Origin of the sequence: Staphylococcus sp. HMSC06C11 (genome assembly GCF_001808345.1) — a bacterium.
Classification (GTDB): Bacteria; Bacillota; Bacilli; order Staphylococcales; family Staphylococcaceae; genus Staphylococcus; species Staphylococcus capitis.
In genome coordinates this window covers 190083-203343 of the sequence record NZ_KV793040.1, presented here as the reverse complement: position 1 = coordinate 203343, position 13261 = coordinate 190083, and the positions used below count along the sequence as shown (strand labels likewise).

Genomic DNA, 13261 nt, shown 5'->3' with positions numbered 1-13261 from the left:
GCGACTCAGATTCAGATAGCGACTCAGACTCAGATAGTGACTCAGATTCAGACAGCGGCTCAAATTGTGATTCTGGTTCAGAACATAAAGTACCAGTAGTACCAACACAGTATCATGAAATGACATCTCATCATGACTCAAACCATCATTATAATAATCTAGTGATGGAGCAGCATCATAAGCAAGAACTACCAGATACTGGTTATGATGTGGCAAATAATGGTACGTTATTTGGAGGTATTCTTGCAGCATTAGGATCATTACTTTTAGTAGGAAGCAAACGTAGAAGTAAGAAATACTAAACCATCATTTACTATTTAATTTTTAAACCCGAGCTTTGTTGCTCGGGTTTTTCTATGAAATAAAACAAAGTAAATGTAAAATAGAATTGAACACGAATGAAGGAGTGAAGCACATGGCTTTAATGACATTGAATTATAGTTCACCGACAATAGGTATGCATCAAAATCTTACAGTCATCTTACCGGAGGACTCAACTTACTTTGATAGCTCCACTTCACCTAAACAACTTAAATCATTATTACTTTTACATGGTTTGTCGAGTGATGAAACCACTTATGTGAGATACACAAGTATTGAGCGATATGCTAATGAACATCAGCTCGCAATTATTATGCCTAATGTAGATCATAGTGGTTACGCTAATATGGCCTATGGTCATAGTTATTATGACTATATTTTAGAAATATATGAGTATGTACATCAAATTTTGCCACTCTCTAAAAAACGTGAAGATAATTTTATCGCGGGACATTCAATGGGGGGTTATGGAACGATTAAATTTGCGCTTACCCAACCAGATAAATTTTCCAAAGCAGCACCATTGTCTGCTGTATTCCAAGCGCAAACTCTCATAGATTTGGAGTGGATAGATTTTTCTGCTAAAGCTATCACTGGAGAGAATACTGATATTAAAGGTACAAATCTAGATACGTATCATCTTTTAGAACAAGCAATTGTTTCAAATGCGCAATTACCAGAACTTCTTATTATGTGTGGAACTGAGGATTTCTTATATGAAGATAATTTAGAATTTATTCGCACGCTTGATGAAAAGGGTATTGGTTATACATTCGAGGATAGCCCGGGTGAGCATAATTATGCATTTTGGGATAAGGCGATTAAAAGGGCCATTGAATGGTTTGTAGAATAATTAAAGTTGAATATTAAAATTTAACGATTATCTAAATATATTGAAATTTATATGAACTCAAAGCGCTTTCAGTTTGAAAATTCTACTCTGTGGTAGACACACAATATCCTAGTCATAATAAGATATTGTCTTATTGTATTAAGACAATGAATGACTTAGGTATAACTTTATAAACACATATCGTATTAAGTATGACTCTAAAGATTTTGTCAGTCGCTACTCTTATTTTCTTGAAATTGATATAAAAGATTATATGATTACGCAAAGATATTTAGTTTATAACCGTAGTAATCTTATTTCCTAGAAAATAATTTATTTACCCCGTGTCATGATTAATTTGACGCGGGGTATTTGTATATAAGATTTTTACCTTGGAAAATTCAAAACCAAACGACTAAACCTAACTTTTAAAATGTAAAGAAAATGTAAAATTTTATAGAAAACTTAAAATAATTTACATTATATTGTTTTAAAATCTTGCTAAGTTTAAAATAAGAGTAATATATATTAGATGTTTTGAAGATTGGATTCTTTAACTAGGAGTGACGCCATTGTTGAAATACTATATTTCTACAGTTATATTCTTTATTGCTTTTTTATGTGTAAGTGGATTAACATTAGCTACTAATCTAGAGTCAGAAGCATCTGTTGTAGCTGTAGGTGATAACTTGATCCACCCTGAAGTCTATAATGATGCGAAAACAGGTAAAAATAGTTTTGATTTCAAACCTATGTATGAGCCTGTTAAAAAAGATATTCAAAATGCCGATATTGCATATGTTAACCAAGAATCTCCACTTGGTGGCGATGATAGACCTTATCATGGATTTAAGCGTTTTAATACACCAAGTAGTGTGGCTCAGGACTTAGTAGATACAGGCTTTAACTTTGTAAATGGCTCTAATAATCACGCAATGGATCAAGGTGAATCTGGTATAAACAACAGTATACATACATGGGATAAATTTAAAGACAAAGTTTTATTTACAGGTGTTTTTAACTCTCAAGAAGCTCGAGATGAGATTCCAACAAAAACAGTTAATGGTATAAAAGTATCAATGTTAAGTTATACATTTGGCACTAATGGTATTAAACCTTCCCATCCATACACAATTAATACATTTGATGAAACACAAATTAAAAAGGATGTTAAAGAGGCTAAAAAGCAAAGTGATGCAGTGATTGTATCAGCTCACTGGGGCAACGAAGGTCATCATATGGAAAATAAAACTCAAGAAAGATACGCAAAAGTCTTTGCAGATGCAGGAGTTGATGTAGTGTTAGGAATGCATCCTCACGTTATCGAGCCGGTGAAATGGGTGAAAGGGAAAGATGGCAATAAAACACTTGTTGCATATTCACTTGGTAACTTTTTAAACGGCCAAGCTACAGGTAATGAAAGCAATGATTTATTAGGGCGTCTTAATTTTAAATTAGTTAAAAATCCAAAAGGCGTTAAAGTGGAAAACGTGAAGTGGAGAAGTATGGTTAATCATTACGAATTAGCCAATGTATATGATAAGAATTCTAAAAAAGATTTTCAAATATATCCTTTACATGACTATACTGACAAATTAGCAGAGAAACATGGTTTACATTATGTTAATGGAGCAAATATGACAAAAGAAAGATTGCAAGACATTACTAAAGAAGTTATTGATAAAGAATTCTTAGATGATGAAAGTTTATAGAAGATATAGAAGTGCGCTTAAACGTCAAAACGTTTAAGCGCCGTTTTTATATAGTAACTTAAATTATTTAATGAATTCTATTGTAAAAGGCACGACATAGTCTTCACCTTTGAGTACAAATATGATTGCGACGATTGAATAAATGATCATTGCTATACCAAGGATGAACAATAAGACGACGCCTATAAGTACAAAGACTAAAACGGATGCAATAATTGTATAAATAAGATAACTAATTAAGTAATTAAGATAATTTTTACCTTGTTGATCGATAAAAGCAGAATCATCTCTTTTTAATACCCAAATAATGAGTGGCCCTAAGAAAGTTGTGAAAAATGATAATAACCAAATGACCATAGCAATTGTAGTTTCATTATCAGAAACATCTTTAAATGCATGAGGATTTTTAGATTGATTCACCAATTTCATATATCATTTAGCCCCTTTTTGTATGATTTACTTTAAATATATACATTTTAATTATTAAAGTAAATGACTAAATAATAGTAACTAAGGGTTATATTGTTCAAAGTAATTTTAATTATGTAACTGTTTCACGCGAAACGGTTACTTTATTGATAATGAAATCTGCAAGACACTACGAATATTGAATCATCCTTAATTTTGTATATTAATCGGTGTTCTATTGAAACTCTTCTACTGAAATAGCCTTCGTAGTTTCCTTTTAATGCTTCTGGTTTTCCAATACCATCGACACAACCATCTCTTGCAATACTTTTAAGTAAAGCATTCACTTTTTTAAAATAATTTTGATTGTGTTGTTGCCAATATTGATAATCTTTAAATGCTTGAGCTGTAAAAGTTACACTAAACTTACTCATTATCATCAATCTCTATTGTAATTGTTTGGTTATGATTCAATTCCATAATTGATTGATTTAAGTGAGACACATTAGCGAGATTGGATTGAAGGTACATCGTTTCCAACATCGCATTATAATCCTTTTCAGCTAAAATCACTGCATTTTCATTTTCCTTTGTCGTAATAGTGTAAGCCACACTATCCTCGTTCACTTTAGTAATAAGTTCTTTGAAATTCTGTCTAGCGTTTGAATAATTAACTGAAGGCATATTAACAGCTCCTTTAAACATTGTACAATTTATTGTACAATGCGTCCGCTCTGTTGTCATCAATATTTTTTGTCTATAAATCATATTGATGTTTAAAAATGATAAATTCGGACATACATCATATGTAACCATTTACAAAAGCACTTAATAGAACTAATCATTAATTTTTGGAGGAATGTTTCGCATGACTAAAGAAATTAAACAAAATGTTGGCACAGTTGAAGTTCCTGATACAGTTGAATCTGCAGTTGCTTTAGAGTATTCATTTGTAGAAGCATTAGTGAAATTAGACGTAAATGTAACTGGTATTGCAGATGATAACAATGTAGACAATTTAGACAGTGAAACTCGTAAAAATGTAGGTAGTTATCAATCAGTTGGCCATCGTCAAACACCTAGTGTTGATGACATTAAAAATGCTGAGCCACAAGTGATTTTCGCAGATGAGGATAGACATAAATCTATCTTTGAAGATTTAAATTCAATTGCACCTACAGTATTAGTTAAAAGTTTTGATGCAGACTATAAACAAAACAAAGAATCATTCGATTATATTGCGAAAGTTGTTTCTAAACAAGATGAAGGTAAAACAATTTTAGATAATCATGAAAAAGAAATTAAAGATTTAAGTTCTAAAGTACGTATAGATAAAGATGTTGCTACAATCGCTGGCGTTGTTACTGATCAAGATTTAATCATTCATGCTTCTAAATCTTATGTTGGTCAATTATTAGAAGATGTAGGTTTTAAAGCTGGTATTTCTAAAGAAAATGAAAATGATTTACCTGGATATATGGGTGCTGATTATCATAAATTACCTATTAGCAAAGTTGCTGAAGTTAATCCAGAACGCTTAATTGTTATGGTAGATGAAGATAACCAAAAAGATTTCAATAACTTTAAAGAGTCAGATGTATGGAATCAATTAGATGCTGTTAAAAACAATCGTGTTCATGAAGTTAATCGTGAAACATGGGCTAAACATCGTGGTTTAGTAGCAGCAGAACAAATTTTAGAAGACATTACACAATTTACTGAGTAATAAAACGTTTAATTGCTCAAAACAATAAAGCTTAAAGAAAATGCCCTCTTATCAATACATTGATAGGAGGGCATTGTTATGTCTCATTCAATTACAATGAGTATGAAATTTATTTATTTTGAGAAGCAAATGCTTTGGCAATTTCACTTAATTTTACTGGTGCATCTTCCACTGCCATTTTTACTTCTACATAGTGCATACGATCGCTATTTGAATTAATTTTTTCAAATGCACGCTTTAATTCCTCTGACGTGTTAACATCGTGTACTTCGACATTGTCTCCGCCAAATACTGCAGGTAAAGCTTTATAATCCCACATGCGTATATCATTATATGGTTCTTTCATACCATGAATCATTCTCTCAACAGTGTAGCCATCATTATTGATAACAAAGATAACAGGTTTCAAGTTTTGACGTATCATTGTAGATAATGATTGTACCGTTAATTGTAATGAACCATCGCCAATGAGTAAGACATTTCTACGTTGAGGGTCAGCAATTTGAGTACCTAATGTGGCTGGTAACGTATAACCAATTGAACCCCAAAGTGGTTGACCTATAAATGTATTATCTTTATGCATTGCTAAGTCATATGCACCGAAGAAAGATGTCCCTTGCTCTGCGATTAAGATATCGTCTAATTGTAAGAAATCTTGAATCATGTTGAAATATGTTTCTTGAGTTAATGGCTGATCACTTAGTTCATAATTATTCTTTTGTGGTCTTTCATATTGAGGGTAGTCGTTTTTATTTTCAAAATGAAGATCCTTCAAACCATGTACTAAGCTAGGTAATGTAACGTCATTCGCAACTGTATCATTCATCTTGAAGTTCTTATGATTAATCATCACGACGTCATCAATGTCGAATTCGTAAGAGAAGCCAGCTGTTGCTGAGTCAGTTAATTTCGCACCGATATTTAAAATCGCGTCACTGTTATTCACATAATCTTTAATCTTATCTTCAGCAATTTCACCATCAAATACTCCAATATAATGAGGGTTTTCTTCATTAAAGGCACCTTTACCTAGTGATAATTGAGCGACTGGAATATTTGTTTGATTAACAATCTCTTCTAACTCTTTATGCAAGTTGAAACTATTAATTTCATGTCCTGCAATAATAAGTGGTTGGTTCGCTGATTTCAATTTATCTTCAATCATATCAATATATTTTTTAACATCTTGATGAGGCACGTCTTCAGGTTGGAATGTTTCTGAAACTTCGATTTCAGCTAATGCAACATCAATTGGTAAGTGTAAGTGAACTGGTCGACGCTCTTGAATTGCTGCATTGATCAATCTAGGAATTTCAGTTGTTGCATTTTCAGGAGTAATGTAACCTTGAGCAGTTGTAATAGGTTCGAACATCTTTCTGTAATCATCAAATGTACCTTCACCAAGTGAATGGTGTACAAACTTTCCAGCTTCTTCTACTGCACGAGTTGGTGCGCCTGTGATAGCTATTACTGGTACACGTTCGGCATAAGAACCTGCAATGCCATTTACTGCACTAAGTTCACCAACACCAAATGTAGTGACCATAGCACCTAAACCATTGATACGTGCATAACCATCTGTGGCATAACTCGCGTTTAATTCATTCGTATTGCCAATCCATTCTATATGTTCATGTGAAATAATATCGTCTAAAAAGGCTAGGTTAAAATCCCCGGGAACACCAAAGACTTTATCTACTCCGGCTGCATAAACTGCGTCCATTAAATATTGTCCTACGCGTTGTTTCATATTCAACTCCACCTTTGTATTGTATTTATATTACATCTAAAATATTATCTGTTATAATAATTAAAGTCAATAAACTTGACCTTTATTGAAAAGTTAAAAAAATCTGAAATTGATGACGAATAGCATTATTTTTATTATAATGACGATATTGAAGAGAAGGGAAAGTACACAAATGTCGATGAATAAAAATGATTATGAACACATGTTATTTTATTTCGCGTACAAAACTTTTATTACAACGGCAGATGAAATTATTGAAGAATATGGTATGAGTCGTCAACATCATCGCTTTTTATTTTTCATCAATAAATTACCAGGCATTACTATTAAAGAATTATTGTTAACTCTAGAAATATCTAAACAAGGCTCTCATGGAACGTTACGTAAATTGAAAGAAGAAGGTTTGATTTATGAAGAAACGTCTGAAGTGGATCGTCGTGTAAAAAAATTATATTCTACACAAAAAGGCGATGCGTTAATTCATAAGTTGAATAAAGCACAAGATGATTTATTTCATCAGACCAAGCAAAATGTTGGTAATGACTGGTATGCCATAATGGAAGAATTAGCGAATTATCGTGAAGGATTTAAAACAGTAGAACATTTAAAGGAAACTGATAAAAGCTGAGACTGTATGAATGACGGTCTCAGCTTTCTTTGTTTTCAAAATATATATAATGATGATTATTGGCTATTCTTTTTAATTAGACTTACAACTAATGCAATAAAACCTACTGGGATTAATAAAATAAGTAATGCAATTAACCCTAAAGCACCTAATACCATTGCGATTCCTCCTCATTTGGTTTAGTTACTTAATTCTAGGTTAATTAGGTAATAAGTGTTATTCAATGATTTGTAGGTTAACTTTCAATAATGTAAGAAATAAAAAAGGTAAGTATGTTTTAAATGTTTACTACAACTAAATAAAAAAGTATTGCTTTTAACAGAAAATGGTATATTATTGTTTTATATTAATTCATTTTTAAGGGGAAATGGTATGAAAATATTAGGACATACTCGTGCATTTTCATTTAGAAAAGTGACTTTGGGAGCAGTCACTGCTTTAATTGGATTAGGCACTATAGGCGCAATGGGTAATCAAGCTCAAGCTAGTACGCACTCGAGTTATTCACAATCTCATCGAACAACGACTAATGGTAAAAGTACATCAACGCAATCGAGGGTTAAAACAACTACAGTTAAACCGATAGTAACATCTACAAAGGTAGTTAAGCCAGTTCATCAGACAAGCAAAGTTCAAACTACTAAGAAAGTCGTGCCTACTAAACAATCGACTAAGAGTATAAAACCTGTAGTTACGAAAGCACCAACTAAACAAGCTACGAGTAGTAAAACTTCAGTTACTGTATCCAAAGCACCCACAACTTCTACGGGTAAAACGACAACTACTAAGTCAGTTACTACTCGACCAAAATCTACATCAGCAGTAAAATCTACATCTACTAAGCCGACAGCTAAAACTTCAAGAACATCATCAACATCTAAAAAATCAACTACTACGACTAAAGCAACAAAGTCTACTACAACTACGAAACGTACGTCGTCATCAACATCGGGAAGTAAGAGTGGAACGACAACATCTCGCACAACAACTCCAAGTAAGTCGACCGCTACTCATACAAGCACATCTACTCGCACAAGTTCGACTAAAAAGTCTACAACATCTACAACAAAGCCATCAACAACAAAATCAACTTCAACGTCGACAAAGCCTATATCATCAACTAAGAAATCAACTACGACAACGACTAAACCTACAACTTCAACAGCGAAGTCTACAACTTCAGCAACAAAATCAACTACGATACCGACAAAGCCATCAACATCAACTAAGCAGCCTACAACAACACCGGCAACTACCGTGCCTACCACTAATCAAACAGATAATAATCAAGAAATGATTGGTACTGCACCAGAAGGACATATAAAAGATAAGTATCAATCGATGACACAACTTGAGAGTGAAACGGTGGAAGGTGTAGATTGGAAAAAAGATACAAGAGATAATGGTACGAAAGTACTTATTGTTGCACCTCATGGAGGAAACATTGAACAAGGAACGACAGAAGCAACGAAAGCTTTGGCGAAAAAAGGAAATTATGATTATTTCTCTTTTGAAGCTATAAGACCTAAAAATAATACTGAATTACACGTTACTTCAACGCATTATGATGATCCTACTCTTAACCAAATGATTCAAAATCGCACAGCTACAATTTCTATTCATGGTGCAGCTGGTACAGATCAAATTATTTATTTAGGAGGACCACCTTCCACTTTAAGAGATGAAATGGAAACACAATTAAAAAGTAGTGGTTTTACAGTGATGGCTCCACTTGATTATATCGGAGGAGTAAAGAAAAATAACTTTATAAACAGAGAAGAAAACAATACAGGCGTTCAACTTGAGCTAACAACTGCACTCAGAAAAGCTTTCTTCAATAATGGTGATACAAGTACTAAGAATCGTTCTAATGAAAGTAATTGGACGCCGCTGATGCAGACATTTGTTGATGCGTTATATACGAGTATCAACAATATTTATCCAAATCATTAATTTTGTAGAAGTAAATTAATTCAAAACTATATAACAATATTGTCATAATAGGGCTAAAGGATGATTTCGATAGCCCTATTATTTTTTATATTTATAACTAATAGAAATTGTTCAAATTTAATAAATTGATTTGAAATACTTCTTTTATAAATGGTAAGAAGGGAAATGTTTGATTTTGAAAAAGAGAATATCAATAAGTACCTCAAGTAAAATGAAATTATCAATACTTATTTGCTTAGTCATTTTAATTATAGGAATCACTAGCGCCTGTGCTATAACACATGAACATAAGAATTCTGCAACGCATCACTCAAAGTTGCATCATGTACCACTGATTGTAGGTCAAGGAGAAGATAAGGGACAGGCATCCACTGTCAATCTTGAGCCTTCAGAATCAGCACAAGAAGATGTACATCATAAAGACCGTTTTAAATCTATGACTGATTTATTTAAGCATACAAAACGGAATGTGGATTGGAAGAAAGAAGTTAAAAAAGTAGGAAGTCATGTATTAATTATTGCGCCTCACGGAGGAAACATTGAAGCGGGTACCACAGAGTTAACTAAATTAATAGCTAACGATAATCACTATGATTATTTTTCATTTACCGTTTTAAGAAAAAAACATGCTGAAGATTTGCATGTCACTTCAAGTCATTATAATGATCCTACATTATTAAATATGGTTAAATCTAAAGATTATGCAGTTTCCATACATGGTGCTAAAGGGGATAAACCTGTCATTTATCTTGGAGGATTAGATACACCTTTAAAAGAAGCAATTAAAAAACAATTAGTTAAACATCATTTTGTTGTTAAAATCGCACCAACTTATTTAGGTGGAGACTTAAAAGAAAATTTCATTAATGAAGATATCAAAGGGAAAGGTGTGCAACTTGAATTAACGACAGCTTTAAGAAAATCTTTATTTGTGAATGAAAAACTATCTGCGAAATCTAGAAATAATAGAAGTAATTGGTCACCGGCGATGTATCGTTTTTCAGATGCCATTGATAAAGCCGTACAACAAGTTGATGAATCAGGAAAAGATAGATAAAGTGTGGCTATATGAAAGAATATTAAATGCAAAAATTAAAATAGTAGAAAATAAAAAATCTCAGAATCGCAAATGCTTTTCTGAGATTTTTCGCTAATATATTTTAGAAAGTTTTAGCTAGTTCTTTTGCTTCTTCAACGCCGGCTAATTTGATTTCTTCAGCCTTTTCAGGTTCAGCGTTATGACCTTCAATAATAACAGTTTCGTATGAAGGTACACCTAGGAATGTCATAATGTTTCTTAAATATCGGTCTCCAGATTCAATTTCTGCAGTCGGTCCTTCGCTATAGTATCCGCCTCTAGATTGAATGTGAAGTACCTTTTTATCAGTGAGTAAACCTTGAGGTCCTTCTGAAGTGTATTTAAATGTTTTACCTGCTACTGTAATTGCATCGATATAAGCTTTTAAAACAGGTGGGAATGATAAGTTCCACATTGGGCTAACAAATACGTATTTATCAGCTTCTAAAAATTCATCAAGAATGGCTCCTAAACGAGTAACTTTTTTACTTTCTTCAGAAGTAAGTTCTTCGCCTTTTGCAGCTTTTCCCCAACCAATTAATACATCTTTATCAATATGAGGAATATCTTCAGTAAATAAGTCGATGTGTTTAACTTCATCTCCTGAGTGATTATCTTGATAAGCGTCGATGAAAGCTTTGCCAGCTGCCATAGAATTTGAAACGAGTTCATCGAGTGGATGAGCTGTAATGTATAATAATTTTGCCATTTTTTAGTTCTCCTTAAAAATGTTGTATAGTTGATATAATAATTATACTTAGTCAGGGAGATTTCACAATATGTTAAATTAAAAATCATCCTAATGGACTATAAAATAATTTTATATGTGCCTATTTCTACAAGTACACAATTTATTTTCATGAAATTAATATTATCTGAATTTGAAGTTTTTAAAATTAACTTTAAAAAGTGTATAATAGTATTAAAGATTTGAACAGCTTACATGTTCATATTAAGCATCCTAGAAAGGAGTGTAACAGATGAAAAAATTAGCAGTTATTTTAGCATTAGCTGGCGCAGCTTATTATGGTTTTAAAAAATACCAAAACCATGTTAACCAAGCACCAAATATCGAATACTAAAATTTACTTATCAAAGTAAGTGATTATATTGAAGATAAAAGACAAAATCCATTTGGATTTTGTCTTTTTTTGTAAATTTCGGGTATATATATTGATATAGGAAATGAATATCAACTTATTGAAGTAGGGGGCTTTCATTTTCAAAAGCATCAAGAATCCACAATAGTTAAGAGGGGTGGAAAGATGTCTAAAATTTTATTAACTGGGGCCTCGGGATATATCGGTGGTCACCTTAAAGATAAATTAAAAGATCAACATGAAATCATCGCGATTTCTAGAAATACGAGTAACAAACAGAATGAGGAGAATGTTACTTGGAAATCTGCAGATTTATTTGATTTAGATGAAATTACTGAAGTAATGGAAGGGATCGATACAGCCATTTATCTCGTCCATTCAATGATGCCATCAGCAAAGTTAACACAAGCTAACTTTGAAGATATGGATGCACTGCTTGCAGATAACTTCGCACGTGCAGCGAAAAAGCAGGGTGTTAAACATATTGTCTTTATGAGTGGTTTGATTCCAGATGACAATCATTTATCAGCTCATTTAAGAAGTCGTCTTGAATGTGAAAAGATTCTTGGTGATTATGGTATTCCGGTTAGTACATTACGCGCTGGATTAATTATTGGTGCGAAGGGAAGTTCTTATCCGATACTTAAGCGTTTAGTTGAACGTTTACCAGCTATGGTATTACCTAGTTGGGCATATAACATGATAGCACCAGTAGCGATAGAAGATGTCATAGATGGGTTAGCAGCACTTGTTGAACGCTCTCCATCTGAAAATGAATCTATCGATATTAGTGGGCCTGAGACAATGAATTATAAAGAGTTGATTCAGCGAACAGCTAAAGTATTAGACAAACCATTACCTATGCTTGACTTGCCCATTATACCGATAATTGTAAGTCGTTATTGGGTTCAATTGATTTCAAGTGTACCGAAAGAAATGGTTTATCCGTTAATGAATAGTTTAATTCATGATATGGTACCGCATGATAAACGCATCGTACCTAAATTGTCATTAGGAAATATTACATTTGAAGATAGTGTGAAACGTGCTTTAGACGAAGAGAAAGAAGAGAAAAAGAAGAAGGCGAAACAAAGTTCTAGTCACTCTAAATCTAAGAAAGAAGAAATTAAAGATGTGCGCGCCATCACACGATTTGAAATTCCTGATGGATATAGTATTAAAGATGTGACAACGGAATATGCTCGTTTCATAAATAATATTACATTGCACTTAGTGAAAGGTACGATTAATGAACATGAATTCAATATGAATGTACCATTTATTAATAAATTTATTTTGAAAATGAAAAAAGATGAACATGACTCAAGTGAAGAAATGGCAGTTTATCGCATTGTCGGTGGCGATTTAGCACATGCGGATAATGGAGGAAATGCACGTTTCGAATTTCGCAGATTGAGAAATACAAATGAAGGGATTATTGCCCTTCAAGAATATGAACCAACATTACCATGGGTCGTTTATAAATTAACACAAGCGAAAGCCCATAAAACGGTAATGAACATATTTAAGAATAGAATGGCAAAATTATCAAAACAAAAGAAAGGATTAGGTGAGCAAGATATGACAAGAAATATTATTATTGGTGTTTCAGTAGCAGTTGCATTAGTGGCAGGAGGAGCAGGAGCGTTTGCTTTAATTAAGCGCAATCAAATGAAAAAAGAAAGTATGTCAAACGCAGAATTATAAATAGTTGGTAATGACAACTTATTGTACTTCTATCCAGATGAAAATG

At 32.7% G+C, this 13261-nt stretch carries 14 protein-coding genes; 9 read left to right on the top strand and 5 right to left on the bottom strand.

All coding sequences use genetic code 11. From position 1 onward, the window contains the following. From HMPREF3154_RS07075 to HMPREF3154_RS07065, 3 genes are all read left to right on the top strand, one after another. The coding region (locus HMPREF3154_RS07075) for an LPXTG cell wall anchor domain-containing protein (RefSeq protein ID WP_141741642.1) at window positions 1-302 on the top strand (302 nt) is incomplete at its 5' end. 113 nt (window positions 303-415) lie between these two features. Then, the gene (locus HMPREF3154_RS07070) at window positions 416-1174 is read left to right on the top strand and encodes an alpha/beta hydrolase (RefSeq protein ID WP_030059220.1); all 759 of its coding nucleotides are present in this window, start codon (window positions 416-418) and stop codon (window positions 1172-1174) included. A gap of 542 nt (window positions 1175-1716) precedes the next feature. After that, window positions 1717-2865: a CapA family protein gene (locus tag HMPREF3154_RS07065; protein WP_176744660.1), complete on the top strand. Its 1149-nt coding sequence runs from the start codon at window positions 1717-1719 to the stop codon at window positions 2863-2865. 63 nt (window positions 2866-2928) lie between these two features. Here the strand turns inward: HMPREF3154_RS07065 and HMPREF3154_RS07060 are convergent, their stop codons facing one another. From HMPREF3154_RS07060 to HMPREF3154_RS07050, 3 genes are all read right to left on the bottom strand, one after another. After that, window positions 2929-3294 carry a DUF4870 domain-containing protein gene (locus HMPREF3154_RS07060; RefSeq protein ID WP_002436243.1) on the bottom strand — a complete coding sequence of 122 codons (366 nt, stop codon included), beginning with the start codon at window positions 3292-3294 and terminating at the stop codon, window positions 2929-2931. Between the two features lie 143 nt (window positions 3295-3437). Beyond that, a complete protein-coding gene (locus tag HMPREF3154_RS07055) occupies window positions 3438-3707 on the bottom strand; it encodes a Txe/YoeB family addiction module toxin (protein ID WP_002436254.1) in 270 nt (89 codons plus the stop codon). After that, window positions 3700-3957 (bottom strand): type II toxin-antitoxin system Phd/YefM family antitoxin, encoded by a 258-nt coding sequence (locus tag HMPREF3154_RS07050; protein WP_002436168.1) that lies wholly within the window; start codon window positions 3955-3957, stop codon window positions 3700-3702. Before HMPREF3154_RS07050 ends, HMPREF3154_RS07055 begins: the two co-directional genes overlap by 8 nt. Before the next feature lie 184 nt (window positions 3958-4141). Here HMPREF3154_RS07050 and HMPREF3154_RS07045 point away from each other — a divergent pair, with 184 nt between their 5' ends. Beyond that, complete coding sequence (locus tag HMPREF3154_RS07045; protein WP_002454139.1) at window positions 4142-4999, top strand: ABC transporter substrate-binding protein; 858 nt, start codon at window positions 4142-4144, stop codon at window positions 4997-4999. A gap of 109 nt (window positions 5000-5108) precedes the next feature. On the opposite strand, the gene HMPREF3154_RS07040 is transcribed toward HMPREF3154_RS07045, so the two are convergent. After that, window positions 5109-6749 (bottom strand): alpha-keto acid decarboxylase family protein, encoded by a 1641-nt coding sequence (locus tag HMPREF3154_RS07040; protein ID WP_030059216.1) that lies wholly within the window; start codon window positions 6747-6749, stop codon window positions 5109-5111. A gap of 172 nt (window positions 6750-6921) precedes the next feature. Between HMPREF3154_RS07040 and HMPREF3154_RS07035 the strand changes: the two genes are divergently transcribed. From HMPREF3154_RS07035 to HMPREF3154_RS07025, 3 genes are all read left to right on the top strand, one after another. Beyond that, a complete protein-coding gene (locus tag HMPREF3154_RS07035) occupies window positions 6922-7377 on the top strand; it encodes a MarR family winged helix-turn-helix transcriptional regulator (protein WP_002436214.1) in 456 nt (151 codons plus the stop codon). 372 nt (window positions 7378-7749) lie between these two features. Continuing rightward, the gene (locus HMPREF3154_RS11520) at window positions 7750-9330 is read left to right on the top strand and encodes a poly-gamma-glutamate hydrolase family protein (RefSeq protein WP_030059214.1); all 1581 of its coding nucleotides are present in this window, start codon (window positions 7750-7752) and stop codon (window positions 9328-9330) included. Between the two features lie 211 nt (window positions 9331-9541). Next, on the top strand, window positions 9542-10387 hold the full coding sequence (locus HMPREF3154_RS07025) for a poly-gamma-glutamate hydrolase family protein (RefSeq protein ID WP_049427929.1): 846 nt from the start codon (window positions 9542-9544) through the stop codon (window positions 10385-10387). 103 nt (window positions 10388-10490) lie between these two features. Here HMPREF3154_RS07025 and HMPREF3154_RS07020 read toward each other — a convergent pair whose 3' ends face one another. Beyond that, a complete protein-coding gene (locus tag HMPREF3154_RS07020) occupies window positions 10491-11117 on the bottom strand; it encodes an FMN-dependent NADH-azoreductase (protein WP_002436199.1) in 627 nt (208 codons plus the stop codon). Window positions 11118-11388: 271 nt separating this feature from the next. Here HMPREF3154_RS07020 and HMPREF3154_RS07015 point away from each other — a divergent pair, with 271 nt between their 5' ends. Both HMPREF3154_RS07015 and HMPREF3154_RS07010 read left to right on the top strand, forming a co-directional pair. Next, window positions 11389-11490 carry an SE2200 family small protein gene (locus HMPREF3154_RS07015; RefSeq protein WP_016898541.1) on the top strand — a complete coding sequence of 34 codons (102 nt, stop codon included), beginning with the start codon at window positions 11389-11391 and terminating at the stop codon, window positions 11488-11490. Window positions 11491-11673: 183 nt separating this feature from the next. After that, window positions 11674-13215, top strand: coding sequence for an NAD(P)H-binding protein (locus HMPREF3154_RS07010; RefSeq protein WP_023351027.1), 1542 nt, complete (start codon window positions 11674-11676; stop codon window positions 13213-13215). The last annotated feature ends 46 nt before the right edge of the window (window positions 13216-13261 follow it).

Excerpts from the sequence above, each read along its gene's own strand:
- HMPREF3154_RS07050 (WP_002436168.1), bottom strand. The coding sequence starts at position 3,957 with ATGCCTTCAGTTAATTATTCAAACGCTAGACAGAATTTCAAAGAACTT.
- HMPREF3154_RS07020 (WP_002436199.1), bottom strand. The coding sequence starts at position 11,117 with ATGGCAAAATTATTATACATTACAGCTCATCCACTCGATGAACTCGTT.
- HMPREF3154_RS07060 (WP_002436243.1), bottom strand. The coding sequence starts at position 3,294 with ATGAAATTGGTGAATCAATCTAAAAATCCTCATGCATTTAAAGATGTT.
- HMPREF3154_RS07070 (WP_030059220.1), top strand. The coding sequence starts at position 416 with ATGGCTTTAATGACATTGAATTATAGTTCACCGACAATAGGTATGCAT.
- HMPREF3154_RS11520 (WP_030059214.1), top strand. The coding sequence starts at position 7,750 with ATGAAAATATTAGGACATACTCGTGCATTTTCATTTAGAAAAGTGACT.
- HMPREF3154_RS07055 (WP_002436254.1), bottom strand. The coding sequence starts at position 3,707 with ATGAGTAAGTTTAGTGTAACTTTTACAGCTCAAGCATTTAAAGATTAT.
- HMPREF3154_RS07045 (WP_002454139.1), top strand. The coding sequence starts at position 4,142 with ATGACTAAAGAAATTAAACAAAATGTTGGCACAGTTGAAGTTCCTGAT.
- HMPREF3154_RS07035 (WP_002436214.1), top strand. The coding sequence starts at position 6,922 with ATGTCGATGAATAAAAATGATTATGAACACATGTTATTTTATTTCGCG.
- HMPREF3154_RS07025 (WP_049427929.1), top strand. The coding sequence starts at position 9,542 with ATGAAATTATCAATACTTATTTGCTTAGTCATTTTAATTATAGGAATC.
- HMPREF3154_RS07040 (WP_030059216.1), bottom strand. The coding sequence starts at position 6,749 with ATGAAACAACGCGTAGGACAATATTTAATGGACGCAGTTTATGCAGCC.
- HMPREF3154_RS07015 (WP_016898541.1), top strand. The coding sequence starts at position 11,389 with ATGAAAAAATTAGCAGTTATTTTAGCATTAGCTGGCGCAGCTTATTAT.
- HMPREF3154_RS07010 (WP_023351027.1), top strand. The coding sequence starts at position 11,674 with ATGTCTAAAATTTTATTAACTGGGGCCTCGGGATATATCGGTGGTCAC.